The following is a 15490-nucleotide window of genomic DNA, read 5'->3' as shown; positions in this document are numbered from 1 at the left end:
GCTGCCCCTGTGACGAACGCCACCGCCTCCCCTCGGCTCTCGCGCGCCACGATCGCCGGCTACGCCGCCGGCTCCGTGGGCACCGGGGGCTTCGGCACCCTGCCCGGCCTCGTACTGCTCGTGTACCTGACCGACGCGCTCGCCGTGCCCGCCGCGGTCGCGGGGCTCATCGTCACCGGGGCGAAGGTCTGGGACGTCGTCATCGACCCGTTCATCGGGTACGGCTCCGACCGCGACCTCGCCCGCACCGGGTCGCGCCGGCGCTTCATGACGATCGGCGCCCTCACGCTGCCCGTCTTCTTCGCGCTGACGTTCGCCGTCCCGGCCGCGGCAGGACCGACCGCCGCGGCGATCTGGGTGCTCGTCGCGTTCCTCCTCGCCGCGACGTCGTTCTCGCTCTTCCAGGTCCCGTACATCGCCCTGCCGGCCGAGCTCGACCCCACCTACGACGGCCGCACGCGGCTGCTCGCGTGGCGCGTCGCGGCGCTCGCGTTCGCGATCCTGCTGTTCGGCGCGGGCGGGCCCGCGCTGCGCGGTGGCAGCGACTCGACCTCGGGCTACCTCGTCATGGGCGTCGTGTCCGGCCTCGTCATCGGCGTCGGGATGCTCGTCGCGACCCGCGTCGCCCCGCGCGCCCCGGGCTCCCGGGACGCCGGCCCGCACGCCGCGACGACGACGTCGCTCGCCCCCGCCGCGTCGACGTCGGCCTCGCGCGCGTGGACCCTCGCGGTCCGCGAGGCGTTCGACGCGCTGCGTCGCTCGCGCCCCTTCCGCACGCTGCTCGCCGCGTTCTTCCTCCAGGCGGTCGCCACCGGCCTCATGCTCGCGGGCGCAGCGTACGTCGCCCGGTACGTGCTGCACGACGAGGCCGCGGTGAGCTACCTCTTCGCGGCCCTCATCGCCCCCGCCCTGCTCTGCATGCCCTTGTGGACCCGCCTCGCGCGCCGCGACGGCAAGGAACGCGGGTTCGTCGTCGCCACGGTGCTCTTCGCGGTCGCCGCGCTCGGGATGATCCCGCTGCTGTGGGCGCCCGGTGCCTGGGTGTACGCCCCGACGGCGCTCGCCGGGATCGCGTACGCGGGCATGCAGGCGCTCCCGCTCGCGATGCTCCCGGACGTCATCGCCCACGACGCGCGCACGCACGGCGAGGGCCGCGGCGGGGCGTTCAGCGGCGTCTGGACGGCGGGCGAGACCACGGGCATGGCGCTCGGCGCCGCGGTGCTCTCGCTCGTCCTCGGGGTCACGGGCTACGTGTCGACGCGCGCCGGGGAGACCGTGACGCAGCCGGACGCGGCGGTCGACGGCATCGCCCTGGCGTTCTCGGTCGTCCCCGCGGTCCTCGTGCTGGCAAGCCTCGTTCCGCTCGTACGGTACGGTCTGCGCAAGGGGGACATCGACGACACAGCACCGGAGCTGCCGCGTGACCACGCCTCCACCGACCGAGCGCACGACTGACCCCTCCACGGAGCACTCCGGGGCCACGGCGGGCGACGTCCCGCTGCGCACGGACGGGATCCTCGACCGGCTCGCCGCGCTCCGGGCGGCCGACGCCCCGACGCACGGGGGCCGCGTCCTGTCCTACGTCTACGACCCGGGCCTCGCCGAGCTCGACGAGCTCGCCGCCGCGGCGGCCCGCGCGGTCCAGCCCGTCAACGGCCTCGACCCGACGACGTTCACCTCGGTCGCCGTCATGGAGTCCGAGCTCGTCGCCTTCGCCCGCGCGATGCTCCGCGGGCCCGACACCGGGCCGGACGCGGTCGTGGGCTCGGTGACCTCCGGCGGGACCGAGAGCTGCCTCCTCGCGGTGAAGATCGCCCGCGACGCAGCCCGCGCGGCCCGGCCCGGCGTGCGCCCGCGCGTCGTCGCCCCGGTGAGCGTGCACGCCGCCTTCCGCAAGGCCGCGCAGTACCTCGACGTCGACCTCACGCTCGTGCCGGTCGACCCCGCGACCGGGACCCTCGCGGCCGCCGACCTCGTCGCTGAGCTCGACGGCGCGCCCGACGGCGACGACGTCGCGCTCGTCGTCGTGTCCGCGCCGTCGTACCCGCACGGCGTCGTCGACCCGGTGGCCGAGGTCGCCGCCGCGGCCGCTGCGCGCGGCGTGCCGGTGCACGTGGACGCGTGCGTCGGCGGGTGGGTCCTGCCGTTCTGGGAGGACGCGGGCGGCGACCCGGTGCCCGCGTTCGACTTCTCCCTGCCGGGCGTGACGAGCATCTCCGCGGACGTGCACAAGTACGGCTACGCGCCCAAGGGCACGTCGGTCCTGCTCGTGCGCGGCCGCGACCGCCAGCGCCGCCAGTTCTTCGCGACCACGGGCTGGCCCGGCTACCCGGTGGTCAACCCGACGACGTCGGGCTCACGCTCCGCGGCCCCGCTCGCGGCGGCGTGGGCCGTGAGCCAGGCCCTCGGCACGGCCGGGTACACGGCCCTCACCGCGCGGTGCGTGCGCGCGACCCGGGCCCTGCACGAGGCGATCGGCGGGATCGACGGGCTGCGCGTCGTCGGCCGCCCCACCGGTCCCCTGATCGCCGTGGCGTGCGACGAGACGGTGCCGCCCGCGCGGCAGGTCGACCCGCACCTGTGGGCCGACGCCGTCCGGTCGCTCGGCTGGGTCCTCCAGCCCCAGCCGGGCCTCGCGCAGGACGACGGGACGCACCTGCCGCACACGACCCACCTCACGGTCACCCCCGTGACGGAGGCGGGACTCGACGGCCTCGTCGCGGCGCTCGCCCAGGGCGCGGACGCGGTGCGCGGCGAGCCGCGTCCCGACGTGAGCGCCGTGCTCGGCGCGCTCTCCGGAGCGTTTGCTCCCGCGCCCGGAGCCGCCCCGACCGAGCCCACCGCCGACGCCGTCTGGGAGGCGCTGCTCGCGGCCCTCGCCGCCGACGGAGGCGAGCCTCGCGGAGCGTCCCGCTCCGTCCTGCCCGACCGGCTCGCGCCGCTCATGGCCGTCATGGAGGTGCTGCCCGCGGAGGCGGCGGAACGCGCGCTGGTCGAGATCGTCGCACGGGTCGCCGAGCCACCCGCCGGTCCCGGTACGCCGTGAGCGGACTCGCCCCGGCGCACCGCACGGGGTAGAACAGTCGCGTGACCGACACCGCCGACTTCGTGCCCGACGACTTCTCCCACGAGAACCCGCAGCCCGCGGGCTGGCTCAGCCCGGAGGAGATCGCGGTCGCGCGCGCACAGCTCCCGCTCGTCTACGTCGACGCCGTCCCGGTGCGGGTCGACGACTCGGGCGACGTCGTCGCCGTCGGGCTCCTGCTGCGCGTCACGCCGGAGGGCATGATGACGCGCGCCCTCGTCTCCGGCCGCGTGATGTTCCACGAGCGCATCCGCGACGCCCTGCTGCGGCACATCGAGAAGGACCTCGGCCCGGTCGCGCTCCCGCAGGTCCCCGCGTCGCCGCAGCCGTTCACGGTGGCCGAGTACTTCCCGACGCCGGGCATCACCTCCTACCACGACCCCCGCCAGCACGCGGTGTCGCTCGCGTACGTCGTGCCGGTGACGGGCGACTGCCGACCCCAGCAGAACGCGCTCGAGCTCGCGTGGCTCACGCCCGAGCAGGCGTGCAGCGACGAGGTGCAGCTCGAGATGCGCGGCGGCCAGGGGGTGCTGCTGCGCCAGGCGATGGCGTACGTCGGCCGCCTGCCGTGACCGGCGCGCCGCGCGTCCCGGCGGCCGGACGAAGGATCGCCGTCGCGCGGGCGCTCCACGCGCTCGTGGCGCTCGCCGCGCTCACGGGCGTCGCCATGGAGCTCGTCATCGCGCTCGTCGACGGGCCCGGCACGGCCCCGAGCCAGGCGGAGCGTCTCGTGCGCCTGTTCTCCTACTTCACGATCCAGTCGAACCTGCTCGTCGGTGTCGTCTCGGTCCTCCTCGCGGTGCGGCCCGAGCGGGACGGCCCGGTGCTCCGGGTCGCGCACCTCGACGCGCTGCTCTGCATCGCCGTGACCGGCCTCGTCTACAACACCGTCCTGCGTGGTCTCGCCGAGCTGAGCGCCGCCGGCCAGGTCTCGAACCTGCTCCTGCACCTGATCGCGCCCGTGCTCGCCGTCGCCGCGTGGCTCCTCGTCGGTCCGCGTCCCCGGGTCGACGCCGCGACGGTGTGGTGGTCCGTCGTCTACCCCCTCGCCTGGATCGCGTACACGTTCGTCCGGGGCGCGGCCGTCGGCTGGTACCCGTACCCGTTCCTCGACGTGGGCACGCTCGGCCTGGGCCGGGCGCTGGTCAACACGGCGGTCGTCGCGGTCGTCTTCCTCGCGCTGGCGTGGCTCGTGCGCCTCGTCGACGCGCGGCTGCGCCCGGCACCCTGACGCCGCGCCCACCGGCGGCGGCGAGCGCGGGACCAACGGCCCCCACGCTCCGTCCGCTCGACCCTGGGCCGGGCGCGCCCCCGGCCGGACGCTGGAGGGAGGGGACCCGTCCGGTCCGGACGGGCGTTCGACGAAGGGGCGCGCCATGGATGCCGCAGTGGTCTACGAGTCGATGTACGGGAACAGCGAGCGGGTCGCACAGGCCGTCGCCGAGGGGCTGAGCGAGACGGTCCGCGTGATGGTGGTCGACGTGTCCGACCCCGCCGCGAGCCCCGACGCGCTCCGGCACATGGGCCTCGTGGTCGCCGGAGGTCCGACCCACGCGTTCGGCATGACCCGGCCCACGACACGTGCTGAGGCCGTGCAGCGCGCGAGCGGCGACGTGTCCGACCGCGCGACGGGACTGCGCGAGTGGGTCGAGTCCGTCCCGCGCCAGGACGAGACGCGCCTGGCCGCGACGTTCGACACGCGCGTCACCAAGGTCAAGTCCCTGCCCGGCTCCGCCGCGCGCGGCGCGGCCAAGGTGCTGCGCCGAGCCGGCTTCCGCCTGGTCACTCCGCCGGCGTCGTTCTACGTCGGGGACGTCGAGGGGCCGCTCGACGACGGCGAGCTGGACCGCGCGCGGGCGTGGGGCCGCGCGCTGGGCAAGGTGCTGGTGCCCGCGGCGAGCCCGGCCGAGGGCCGCTGAGGGACCGCCCGGCGGGCGGGGCGGACCGCGGGTCGGTGCCGTCGCGGGTCGGTGCCGGTCGCGCGGCCGGGTCAGCGCCCGAGCTCGAGCTGCGGCCAGTCCGCGAGGTCCTCGCGCATGCGCCGGTCGTGCGTCGCGACGACGACGGCCGCGGGCGTGACCCGCAGCGCCTGTGTCAGCTCGTCGACGAGGTCGATCGAGAGGTGGTTGGTCGGCTCGTCGAGGATCAGCACGTGCGGCGCGGCCAGGAGCGCGCGGGCGAGGTCGAACCTGCGCCGCTGCCCCGCGGACAGCTCGCGCAGGGGCCTGTCCAGGTCCTCCTCGGCGAGCAGGCCGAGGAACGCCACCGGGACGAGGTGGTCCGGGTCCAGCCGGTTCGTGTCGAGGAGCTCGAGGGCCTCACGTGCGTACTCGTCGAACCCGGTGCGGTCCTCGGCCTCCGGGGGCAGCGCCGGGCCCTCCTGCGCCACGACCCCGAGCCGCGCGCCGTCCACGACCGACCGCGCACCCCGGTCGAGCGCGACCAGCCCGGCAAGCGCCGCGAGGAACGTCGACTTCCCGCTCCCGTTCGGCCCGGTCACCAGGAGCCGCCCGCTGGGCGGGAGCGCCACCCGGGTCCCGGGCAGGTCGAGGCGCGCGCCGCCGTCGGGCCCGACGCGCGGGCTGCGCAGCTCGAGCACCGGGTCGCCCGGTTCCCAGCCGGGGGACATCGCGGGGAGCTCGGGGAACACGAGCTGGAGCGGCGGCACCGGGACCTCGACGGCCTCCGCCTCGAGCTGCTGGAGGCGCCGGTCCGCGGCCTTGACGTGGATGCGGGCGCGCGTCGCGCGACGGTGCTTCTGGCTGCCCTTGGGCGGGCGCCACTCGTCGGACAGTCCCTCGTACGAGGCGTCGAGCACCGCGGCAAGCTTCTCCGCGCGCTTCTGCTCGGCGCGGAACCGCTGGCGCCACCGGTGCAACGCCTGGTTCTTGGCGAACCGGTAGGACAGGTAGCCCGGCTGCCCGTAGAGCACCGGCTTCCCGTCCATGGCGGGGTCGAGGTCGAGGATCTCGGTCGCGACGTCGTCGAGGAGCTGGCGGTCGTGCGTGACCATGACCGCGCCCCCGCGCCACGCGACGAGCTCGCCGGTGAGGAAGTCGATCCCGCCCGCGTCGAGGTGGTTGGTGGGCTCGTCGAGGAGCAGCAGGTCGGCGCGCTCCGCCAGTCGGCACGCGAGCCGCACCCGGTAGCGCTCGCCGACGGACAGCGTCGCGAGCTCGCGGTCGCGGTCCCGGCACGCGCCGAGGCGGGACAGCGCGACGTCGACGCGGCGGTCCGCGTCCCACACCGCGAGGTGCTCGGCCCGCGCGAGGATCTCCGTGAGCTCGGCGAGGTCACCGGCCTCGTGGTCGAAGTCCCGCGCCGCCGCCTCGAGCTCCGCGGCGACGGCCCGCAACCCGCTGAGCGTCGCGGCGACGAGCGTGCCGACCGTCTGGCCCGGCTCGATCGCGAGCTCCTGCTCGACGAGCGCGAGCGAGCCCGCGCGGCGGACCTCGCCGCGGCCGGGTGTCAGGTCGCCCGAGAGCACGTGCAGCAGGGTCGACTTGCCCGTGCCGTTCTCCCCCACGACGCCGAGCCGGGTCCCCGCCGCGACGCGCACCCCGACGCCGTCGAGGACGGGTCGTCCGGGGTAGGCGAAGGCGAGGTCGTCGGCGGCGAGATGCACGGGGACTACCTTAGGTGCCGCGGGATCGACCCCCGCGGCGCGAGATCGACCTCCCGAGGGTCGATCTCGACCGTACGGGTCGATCTCGCGCGCGGGGTACGGTCGGGCGCATGAGCACCGTGCCCTCCGGACCGGCCCAGCCGAGCGCCCCCTCCTCCCCTGCCGCCGCCCCCGGGACGACGCCGGAGCCCTCCACGGGCCGGACCGCGGCCCGGGTCGTGACGCTCGCCGTCGTGCTCGACGTCGTGAGCGTCCTCGCCTTCGCCGCGGGCGGGCGCGCGAGCCACGCCGCGGACAGCCCCCTCACCGCCGTCGCGGGCATCGCGTGGCCGTTCCTCGCCGGCCTCGCGGTCGCGTGGGTCGTGCTGCGCGCGTGGCGACGCCCGCTCGTGCCCTGGCCCGTCGGCGTCGGTGCGTGGGCGCTGACCTGGGCCGTCGGCATGGCGCTGCGGGCCGCGACGGGCGAGGGCCTCGCCGTCCCGTTCCTCGTCGTCTCCGCGCTGTTCCTGCTCGCGACGCTCGTCGGCTGGCGTCTCGTCGCCTCGCTCGTCGCGCGCCTCCGCGCCGCCCGCACCCCGCGGTAGAGGCGTGGTCACCCGAGGTAGAGGCGTGGTCGCCGACCAGGCCTCTACCTCGCGGGACCGGGCCTCTACCTCGACGAGAGCACGGTCACGATCTCGGGGGCGAGCGCGCGGAACGCCTTGCCCCGGTGGCTCACGGCGTTCTTCTCCGCCGGGCTCAGCTCGGCCGCGGAGCGGGCGGGCGCGCCGGCGTCCGGCTGCTCGTCCGGCAGGAGGATCGGGTCGTACCCGAACCCGTTCTCGCCGCGCGGCGCGGTGAGCAGGGTCCCGCGCATCTCGCCGGTGCGCACCACCTCGGTGCCGTCCGGCGTGACGAGCGCCGCCGCGCACACGAAGCCCGCGGCCCGGTGCTCGGCAGGCACGTCGCCGAGCTGGGCGAGCAGGAGCTCGAGGTTCGCGACGTCGTCGCCGTGGCGCCCGGCCCAGCGCGCCGAGAAGATCCCCGGGGCGCCGCCGAGCACGTCGACGGCGAGGCCCGAGTCGTCGGCGACCGCCGGCAGGCCCGTCGCCGCCACGAGCGCGCGCGCCTTGATGAGCGCGTTCTCCGCGAACGTCACGCCGTCCTCGACCGGCTCGGGCGCGCCGACGTCACCGGCACCGACGATCGCCTCGTGCGCGAGCGCGAGGCCCGGGTGCGCGTCGAGCTCCGCGGCCAGGATGGCGCGCAGCTCGGCGATCTTGCCCGGGTTGTGCGTCGCGAGCACGAGGCGGGCGCCGTCGGGCACGACGACGCCCGTCGCCTCGGGCGCGCCGCTCACCGTGCGTCCGCCGCGAGCGCCGCGCGCTGGATCGCGGTGAGGTCGGCGGTGCCCGCGACCGCGAGGTCGAGCAGCGCGTCGAGCTCGGCGCGGTCGAACGGGGCGTGCTCGGCGGTGCCCTGCACCTCGACGAACGTGCCCGAGCCCGTGACGACGACGTTCATGTCCGTCTCGGCCCGCACGTCCTCGACGTACGGGAGGTCGAGCATGGGCGTGCCGTCGATGATCCCGACGCTCACGGCCGCGACGGAGTCCGTCAGGACCGGCTTGCCGCCCTTGATGTGCCCGTGCCGCTGGCCCCACGCGACCGCGTCGGCGAGCGCCACGTAGGCTCCCGTGATCGCGGCGGTGCGCGTGCCGCCGTCGGCCTGGAGGACGTCGCAGTCCAGGACGATCGTGTTCTCGCCGAGCGCCGAGACGTCGATGATCGCGCGCAGGGACCGGCCGATGAGGCGCGAGATCTCGTGCGTGCGCCCGCCGATCTTGCCCTTGACCGACTCGCGCTGGCTCCGCTCGTTCGTCGCGCGCGGGAGCATCGCGTACTCGGCCGTGACCCAGCCCTCGCCCGACCCCTTGCGCCAGCGCGGCACGCCCTCCGTGAACGACGCCGCGCACAGCACGCGCGTGCGACCGAACTCGACGAGCACGCTCCCCTCGGCCTGGTCGAGCCAGTGGCGGGTGATGGTCACGGGGCGGAGCTGGTCGGGCGTGCGGCCGTCGGCGCGCAGGGGCGCGCCCGTGTCCGAGGACGATGCGGGGATGGTCATGCCGCCACCCTACCGACCGCCCGGCACCCGCTGAGTGCGGGGTATCTGCCGTCACGACGCCGTGCGGGCGACACGTCCCCCGCACTCAGCGGCTAGAGGTCGAAGACCGCGCCGGTGGTCGCGACGTCGACCTTGCCCGCGTACGACTCGCGGGCCTCCGCGCGCGACCGCTCGGGGTCGTTCCACGCGGGGAGGTGCGTCAGGACCAGCCGGTGCGCGCCGGCCGCCGTCGCGACCTCGCCCGCCCGGCGCCCCGTGAGGTGGATGCCGCGCTCGACGCCGTCGTCGCGGCCCTCGTGGAACGCGGCCTCCGACAGCAGCAGGTCGGCGTCCCGCGCGAGCTCGACGACGCCGTCGCACGCGTCGGTGTCGCCCGTGTACGCGAGCACGGCCCGCTCGCCCGGCCGCAGCGACGACGGCCCCGTGACGCGCACGCCGTACGCCTCGACGGGGTGGAACACGCGGTGCGGCTCGAGCGTGAGCGGCCCGACCCTCACGGGCACGCCCGGCTCCCAGACCCGCACGTCCAGCTCCTCGCTCATCCCGTCGCCCGGCTCGGCGCCGTACGCCGCCTCGATGCGCCCGGCCGTGCCCGACGGACCGAGCACCGTCAGCCGGCTCGGCACCCCGGTCCGGGTCGAGCCGCGCTCGGGGTGGTAGCGCAGGTAGACGTACAGCCCGCAGACGTCGACGAAGTGGTCGGGGTGCAGGTGCGACAGCGCGACGGCGTCGAGGTCGAGCGGGTCGACGAACCGCTGGAGCGCGCCCAGCGCCCCGTTGCCCAGGTCGAGCACGACGTTCCAGTCGCGCGCCGCGAAGCCCGCGGCCGCGGCCTCGGCGGCCGGGACCTGGACGAGGTACGACGACGCGGGCGAGTCCGGCCCGGCGAACGACCCCGAGCACCCGACCGTGACGAGGCGCATCAGGCGGCCTCCACGCTGAGCACCTCGGGGCCGAGGAAGCGGCGCGCCAGGTGCTCGAACGGTTCCGCGCTCCCCGTCGCGAGGAAGCGGTGCCGCGGCGTCCCCGCGTCGCGCGAGCGTTCGAGGTCGTGCGCGACGAGCGTGCGGTAGACGTCCTTGGCGGTCTCCTCCGCGCTCGACACGAGCGTGACCTCCTCGCCCATGACGTAGGAGATCGCGCCCGTCAGGAGCGGGTAGTGCGTGCACCCGAGCACGAGCGTGTCGACGCCCGCCGCCTTGACCGGGTCGAGGTAGCGGTGCGCGACCTCCAGCACCTCGGGCCCCGACGTCACGCCCTGCTCGACGAGGGACACGAAGTCCGGGCACGCCTGGGTCGTGAGGTGCAGTCCCGGCGTGACGGCGAACGCGTCCTCGTAGGACCGCGACGTGATGGTGGCGCGCGTCCCGATGACCCCGATCCGCCCCGAGCGCGTCGCCGCGACCGCGCGGCGCGCCGCCGGGAGGATCACCTCGACGACCGGCAGGCCGTGGCGCTGCGTGTACCGCTCACGGGCGTCGCGCAGGACAGCCGAGGAGGCCGAGTTGCACGCGATGACGAGCATCTTCACGCCGTCGTCGACGAGCTGGTCCATGATCGCCAGCGCCATCGCCCGGACCGCCGCGAGCGGCTTGGGCCCGTAGGGACCGTTCGCGGTGTCCCCGATGTAGAGGAGGGACTCGTTCGGGAGCTGGTCCAGGATCGAGCGCGCGACGGTCAGGCCACCCACGCCCGAGTCGAAGATCCCGATGGGAGCGTCGTTCACCCGCCCGAGCCTACTGGCGCGCCCGCGCGCGGGGCGCACCGAACCGCGGCTCCCGCCTGTGGCAGCGCCCACAGGGCGGTCGCCGCGGCGGCCCGACGCGCGGGACGACCCTCAGGACCGGCCGTCGCGCCCCGCCCGCAGGTCGGCGAGCATGCCGTCGACGAGCGACTCCTGGAGCAGGCCCGTGAGCAGGAAGACGCTCACGAGGAAGCGGCGCGGTGCGCCACCCACCTCGCCGTCGTCCGGGCCGTCGTCGCCCTCGCGGTCCAGCTCGTCGTAGAGGCCCTCGACCTGCTCGTCGGTCCGCAGGCCGAGGCGCTCGGCGAGCACGAGGCGGACGTCCGTCAGCGCCCCCGCGACGTCCTCGGCATCGTCGCGGGCGACGGCGAACGGCGCCACCTCCGCGGGCTCTGCGTCCACGAGCAGGCGCGCCAGCCGCACCAGCCGCCCGACCTTGCGCGCCGCCAGGTCGTCCTGGGTGAACCGCCGGAACTCGGCGGCCACCTCGACGTCGTCCGACGCGTCCGGGAGCAGACGCCGCACGGCCGGGTCCGGCGGCGGCGTCGCGTCCGAGACGCTCCCCCCGGGGACCGGCCCCGTCCAGCCGGGAGGCGACCACGCGTCGTCGGGCCCGGACGGTCCGGGCTCCCCCGGCGCCCGCCCCGGCACGCCCTCCTGGAGCATCTGCGCGACGTCGCCCGCGAGCTGGGCCAGCACGATCCGCTCCGACGGCTCGAGCTCCGCGACGTACCCCTGCGCCTCGGCGCGGAACGGCCTCACTGCTCACCGTCCTTCTGGAGGGTCGCCCACAGCCCGAACGAGTGCATCGCCTGCACGTCGACCTCCATGCGCTCGCGGTCGCCCGTCGACACGACGGCGCGACCCTCCTGGTGCACCTGCAGCATGAGCTCCTGGGCGCGCTCCGCGGCGTACCCGAAGTAGGACTCGAACACGTACGCGACGTAGCTCATGAGGTTGACCGGGTCGTTCCACACGAGGGTGACCCACGGGCTGTCGGGGAGGACGGTCTCGTCGACCCGCGTCGCCTCCTCGGGCACGGTCACGGACGCCCGCGCGCCGACGGCGCGGGTGAAGATCGGCTGGGGGCTCACGCCACCACTGTATTCGTGGGCCTGTCGACGCCCGTCGTACCCGTCGCTGCCCTACCGTATTCCGCATGAGCCTCGCCGATCCGGGCAGCGTCGCCCTCTCCCCCACCGACAGCGCTGCCTCGCCAGGACAGCACGCCGGCCCGGCGCCGGAGCGCCCGCCGTACCAGCCGGTCGCGTCGACCGCGCTCCTCACCGACCGCTACGAGCTGACGATGCTCCAGGCCGCGCTCGCGGACGGCACCGCCGACCGGCACTGCCTCTTCGAGGTCTTCACGCGGCGCCTTCCCCCCGGGCGGCGCTACGGGGTCCTCGCGGGGACCGGACGCGTCCTCGAGGCGCTCTCGTCGTTCCGCTTCGGGGCCGAGGAGCTCGACTGGCTGCACGCGCAGGCCGTCGTCGACGACCGCACGCTCGAGTTCCTCGCCGGCTACCGGTTCACCGGGACGATCACGGGGTACGCCGAGGGCGAGGTCTTCTTCCCGCAGTCCCCCGTGATGACCGTCGAGGGCACGTTCGCCGAGGCCGTCCTGCTCGAGACGCTCGTGCTGTCGATCCTCAACTACGACTCCGCCGTCGCGTCGGCCGCGTCGCGCATGACGAGCGCCGCCGTCGAGCGCCCGTGCCTCGAGATGGGCGCGCGGCGCGCGCACGAGCAGGCCGCCGTCGCCGCGGCGCGCGCCGCCGTCGTCGGCGGGTTCGCCGGGACGTCGAACCTCGAGGCGGGACGCCGGTACGGGCTCGCGACCATCGGCACGGCCGCGCACGCCTTCACGCTCCTGCACGACGACGAGGAGTCCGCCTTCGCGTCGCAGGTCGCCTCCCTCGGGGCCGGCACGACCCTGCTCGTCGACACCTACGACGTACGCAAGGGCGTCCAGAACGCGGTCCGCGCCGCCGGCGGCCGGCTCGGCGCCGTCCGCCTCGACTCCGGCGACCTCGGAGTCCTCGCCGTCGAGGTGCGCCGCCAGCTCGACTCGCTCGGCGCGCACGACACGAAGATCACCGTGACGTCCGACCTCGACGAGTACGCCATCGCGTCGCTCGCCGCCGCACCGGTCGACTCGTACGGCGTCGGCACGTCGCTCGTCACCGGCTCCGGCGCGCCGACGTGCGGCATGGTCTACAAGCTCGTCGCCCGCGCCGACTCCTCCGGCGTGCTCCAGCCCGTCGCCAAGGCGTCCACGGCCAAGACCAGCACCGGGGGGCGCAAGGTCGCGGCGCGCCGCTACGACGTCGACGGGCGCGCGATCGAGGAGGTCGTCGTCACCGGCGCCGACCTCCCCGTCCAGGAGTGGGAGCCCGACGACGGCGACCTGCGGCCGCTCCAGGTCCCCCTCGTCGTCGACGGCGCGGTCGACTCGCGCTGGGTCGGTTCCTACGGGGTCCAGAACGCCGCGCACCGCCACCGCGAGGCCCGCGCCGAGCTGCCCCGCGGCGCGCGCCGCCTCTCCGCCGGCGACCCCGCGATCCCGACGGTCGTGCACACGCTCTCCTGACGCACGGGCCCGGCGTCGGCTACCGCTTGCCGACGAACCAGCCGCGCACGGTCGCGACGCGGGCGTCGAGCTGCTCGACCGTCGCGAGCGGGACCTCGGGTCCGCCGCAGCGGCGGCGCAGCTCGGTGTGCACCGAGCCGTGCGGCTGCCCGCTGCGGCGCGACCAGGCGGACACGAGCTGCTGGAGCTCCTTGCGGAGCTCGGCCGCTCGACGGTGGTCCAGCTCGGACCGCTCCCGCTCCGCCGACTGCGTGGTCTTCGAGCGGGCGCTCAGCTGGTCGGCCTGGCGCTGACGCAGCAGCGTGGTGACCTGGTCGGCGTCGAGGAGTCCGGGGAGCCCGAGGAAGTCGAGCTCCTCGTCCGACCCGACGTCCGCGCCCGTCCCGAACTCGCCGCCGTCGAACAGCACGCGGTCGAACGACGCCTGCGCCTCGAGCGCCTCGAACGAGCCCTGGACGAGCTCGCCCGACGCCTTGTCCTCCCGGTTCGCCTCCGCCAGCAGCGCGTCCTCGGGGCTGAAGCCCTCGCCCTGCTCCTCCGCCGTGAGCGGGCGGTCGAGCGCGTGGTCACGCTCGATCTCGAGCCCGTTCGCGAGCTCCAGCAGGTGCGGGACGCTCGGCAGGAACACCGACGCCGTCTCGCCCCGCTTGCGCGCCCGCACGAACCGCCCGACCGCCTGCGCGAAGAACAGCGGGGTCGCCGTCGAGGTCGCGTACACGCCGACGGCGAGGCGCGGGACGTCCACGCCCTCCGACACCATGCGCACGGCGACCATCCACCGGCCGTCGCCGTCGGAGAACTCCTCGATGCGGCTGCTCGCCCCGTCGTCGTCGGAGAGGACGACCGTCGGCGATCTCCCGGTGATCCGGGCGAGGTGTCCCGCGTAGGCGCGCGCGTCGGTCTGGTCGGTCGCGATGACCAGGCCACCGGCGTCCGGGATCGCGCGCCGTACCTCGGTGAGGCGCTTGTCCGCGGCCGCGAGGACCGACGGGATCCACTCGCCGTTCGGGTCGAGCGCGGTGCGCCACGCCTGGCCGGTCATGTCCTTGGTGAGCGCCTCGCCGAGGCGTGCGCTCACCTCGTCGCCGGCCTTCGTGCGCCAGCGCATGTTGCCGGAGTACGACAGGAAGAGCACGGGGCGCACGACGTGGTCGCGCAGCGCGTCGCCGTAGCCGTACGTGTAGTCCGCACGCGACCGGCGGATGCCGTCGGGGCCGCGCTCGTACTCGACGAACGGGATCGCCGCGGTGTCGGAGCGGAACGGCGTCCCCGTGAGGGCGAGGCGGCGCGTCGCGTCCTCGAACGCCTCGCGCACCGCGTCGCCCCACGACAGCGCGTCGCCGCCGTGGTGCACCTCGTCGAGGATGACGAGCGTGCGGTCGGCGGTCGTGCGGGCCGCGTGCAGGGCGGGCTTGGCGGCGATCTGCGCGTAGGTCAGCGCGACACCGTCGTAGTGGGCGCCGTGCCGCCCCTGGCTGTTGCGGAAGTTCGGGTCGATGCGGATGCCGACGCGCGCGGCGGCGTCGGCCCACTGGTGCTTGAGGTGCTCGGTCGGTGCGACGACGGTCACCCGCCGCACCACGCCCTGCTCCAGGAGCTCCGTCGCGACGCGCAGCGCGAACGTCGTCTTGCCCGCGCCGGGGGTCGCGACGGCGAGGAAGTCGCGCGGCGCGCGCGTGCGGTAGAGCTCGAGGGCCTCCGCCTGCCAGGCGCGCAGCTTCGACGCCGAGCCCCACGGGGCACGGCGCGGGAACGCGGGCGAGAGGTGCGACGCCGCTGCCGACGACGGGCTCTGCGGCGCGGGCGGTGTGGTCCTGCTACGGGTGTCGGGGACGGAGTGACCGGTGGACGTCGTCTGGTGCTCCCCGCTCACTTGCCGGAGTCACCCTCGCCGTCCTGCGGGTCGCGCAGACCGTCGTAGATCTCCTTGCACGTGGGGCACACGGGGAACTTCTTCGGGTCGCGGCCGGGCACCCACACCTTGCCGCACAGCGCGATCACCGGCTTGCCGGAGAGCGCGGACTCCATGATCTTCTCCTTGCGCACGTAGTGCGCGAAGCGTTCGTGGTCGCCCGGCTCGGTCTGCTCGCGCGTCTCCTCGCGCTCGAGCACCCCGGTCGACGTGCCGGTCGTCGGCTCGGTCGCGGGGTTCCGGAACGGGTCCTCAGGACCCCCGGGGGGCGTGCTCGCACGGAGTTCGATCATGGGGGGAAGTCTACGTCGGTGCGCCGACACCCGTGCGGCGCGGCGCCGTCCGCGGGTGCCTCCCCCGCCTCGACCCGACGACGACGAGAGCCCGCCGGCGCGGCGGTCCAGGGGCGTGGACCGCGCGCCGGCGGG

The 15490-nt window shown here is 75.6% G+C and carries 16 protein-coding genes; 7 read left to right on the top strand and 9 right to left on the bottom strand.

Annotation, left to right across the window (positions count from 1 at the left end; translation table 11 throughout):
- Positions 1–9 precede the first annotated feature (9 nt).
- The 5 genes from JOE63_RS09290 to JOE63_RS09270 all read left to right on the top strand — a co-directional run bounded on the left by JOE63_RS09290 (position 10) and on the right by JOE63_RS09270 (position 5004).
- Positions 10–1455, top strand: a complete 1446-nt coding sequence (locus tag JOE63_RS09290) for an MFS transporter (RefSeq protein WP_087471624.1) — start codon at positions 10–12, stop codon at positions 1453–1455.
- Positions 1421–3046, top strand: a complete 1626-nt coding sequence (locus tag JOE63_RS09285) for a pyridoxal phosphate-dependent decarboxylase family protein (protein ID WP_244286107.1) — start codon at positions 1421–1423, stop codon at positions 3044–3046. The genes JOE63_RS09290 and JOE63_RS09285 overlap by 35 nt, the downstream gene beginning before the upstream one ends.
- A gap of 41 nt (positions 3047–3087) precedes the next feature.
- The gene (locus JOE63_RS09280) at positions 3088–3657 is read left to right on the top strand and encodes an NUDIX hydrolase family protein (RefSeq protein ID WP_087471623.1); all 570 of its coding nucleotides are present in this window, start codon (positions 3088–3090) and stop codon (positions 3655–3657) included.
- Positions 3654–4316 carry a Pr6Pr family membrane protein gene (locus JOE63_RS09275; protein ID WP_244286106.1) on the top strand — a complete coding sequence of 221 codons (663 nt, stop codon included), beginning with the start codon at positions 3654–3656 and terminating at the stop codon, positions 4314–4316. Before JOE63_RS09280 ends, JOE63_RS09275 begins: the two co-directional genes overlap by 4 nt.
- A gap of 145 nt (positions 4317–4461) precedes the next feature.
- A complete protein-coding gene (locus JOE63_RS09270; protein ID WP_087471622.1) occupies positions 4462–5004 on the top strand; it encodes a flavodoxin family protein in 543 nt (180 codons plus the stop codon).
- Positions 5005–5075: 71 nt separating this feature from the next.
- On the opposite strand, the gene JOE63_RS09265 is transcribed toward JOE63_RS09270, so the two are convergent.
- Entirely contained in the window at positions 5076–6710 is a 1635-nt protein-coding gene (locus JOE63_RS09265; protein ID WP_087471621.1) for an ABC-F family ATP-binding cassette domain-containing protein, read from the bottom strand.
- A gap of 110 nt (positions 6711–6820) precedes the next feature.
- On the opposite strand from JOE63_RS09265, the gene JOE63_RS09260 reads away from it, so the two are divergent.
- Positions 6821–7294, top strand: coding sequence for a DUF3054 domain-containing protein (locus JOE63_RS09260; protein ID WP_087471620.1), 474 nt, complete (start codon positions 6821–6823; stop codon positions 7292–7294).
- A gap of 65 nt (positions 7295–7359) precedes the next feature.
- Here the strand turns inward: JOE63_RS09260 and rdgB are convergent, their stop codons facing one another.
- The 6 genes from rdgB to clpS all read right to left on the bottom strand — a co-directional run bounded on the left by rdgB (position 7360) and on the right by clpS (position 11606).
- A complete protein-coding gene (rdgB, locus tag JOE63_RS09255; protein WP_204540849.1) occupies positions 7360–8049 on the bottom strand; it encodes an RdgB/HAM1 family non-canonical purine NTP pyrophosphatase in 690 nt (229 codons plus the stop codon).
- Positions 8046–8816 (bottom strand): ribonuclease PH, encoded by a 771-nt coding sequence (gene rph / locus JOE63_RS09250; protein ID WP_087471618.1) that lies wholly within the window; start codon positions 8814–8816, stop codon positions 8046–8048. Before rph ends, rdgB begins: the two co-directional genes overlap by 4 nt.
- Positions 8817–8908: 92 nt before the next feature.
- Positions 8909–9739, bottom strand: a complete 831-nt coding sequence (locus tag JOE63_RS09245) for an MBL fold metallo-hydrolase (protein WP_204540846.1) — start codon at positions 9737–9739, stop codon at positions 8909–8911.
- Entirely contained in the window at positions 9739–10542 is an 804-nt protein-coding gene (gene murI / locus JOE63_RS09240; protein WP_204540843.1) for a glutamate racemase, read from the bottom strand. Before murI ends, JOE63_RS09245 begins: the two co-directional genes overlap by 1 nt.
- A 111-nt stretch (positions 10543–10653) precedes the next feature.
- Entirely contained in the window at positions 10654–11322 is a 669-nt protein-coding gene (locus tag JOE63_RS09235) for a DUF2017 family protein (RefSeq protein WP_204540840.1), read from the bottom strand.
- Positions 11319–11606 carry an ATP-dependent Clp protease adapter ClpS gene (gene clpS / locus JOE63_RS09230; protein ID WP_087472876.1) on the bottom strand — a complete coding sequence of 96 codons (288 nt, stop codon included), beginning with the start codon at positions 11604–11606 and terminating at the stop codon, positions 11319–11321. The genes JOE63_RS09235 and clpS overlap by 4 nt, the downstream gene beginning before the upstream one ends.
- A 113-nt stretch (positions 11607–11719) precedes the next feature.
- Here clpS and JOE63_RS09225 point away from each other — a divergent pair, with 113 nt between their 5' ends.
- Complete coding sequence (locus tag JOE63_RS09225) at positions 11720–13150, top strand: nicotinate phosphoribosyltransferase (protein WP_204540837.1); 1431 nt, start codon at positions 11720–11722, stop codon at positions 13148–13150.
- 19 nt (positions 13151–13169) lie between these two features.
- On the opposite strand, the gene JOE63_RS09220 is transcribed toward JOE63_RS09225, so the two are convergent.
- A complete protein-coding gene (locus JOE63_RS09220; protein ID WP_087471614.1) occupies positions 13170–15023 on the bottom strand; it encodes a DEAD/DEAH box helicase in 1854 nt (617 codons plus the stop codon).
- Complete coding sequence (locus JOE63_RS09215) at positions 15020–15355, bottom strand: DUF3039 domain-containing protein (protein WP_087471613.1); 336 nt, start codon at positions 15353–15355, stop codon at positions 15020–15022. The genes JOE63_RS09220 and JOE63_RS09215 overlap by 4 nt, the downstream gene beginning before the upstream one ends.
- Positions 15356–15490: the final 135 nt, after the last annotated feature.

The sequence above is a fragment of the Cellulosimicrobium cellulans genome (assembly GCF_016907755.1).
In the GTDB taxonomy this organism is placed as follows: Bacteria; Actinomycetota; Actinomycetes; order Actinomycetales; family Cellulomonadaceae; genus Cellulosimicrobium; species Cellulosimicrobium cellulans_D.
This window is presented reverse-complemented; position numbering and strand designations above follow the sequence as displayed.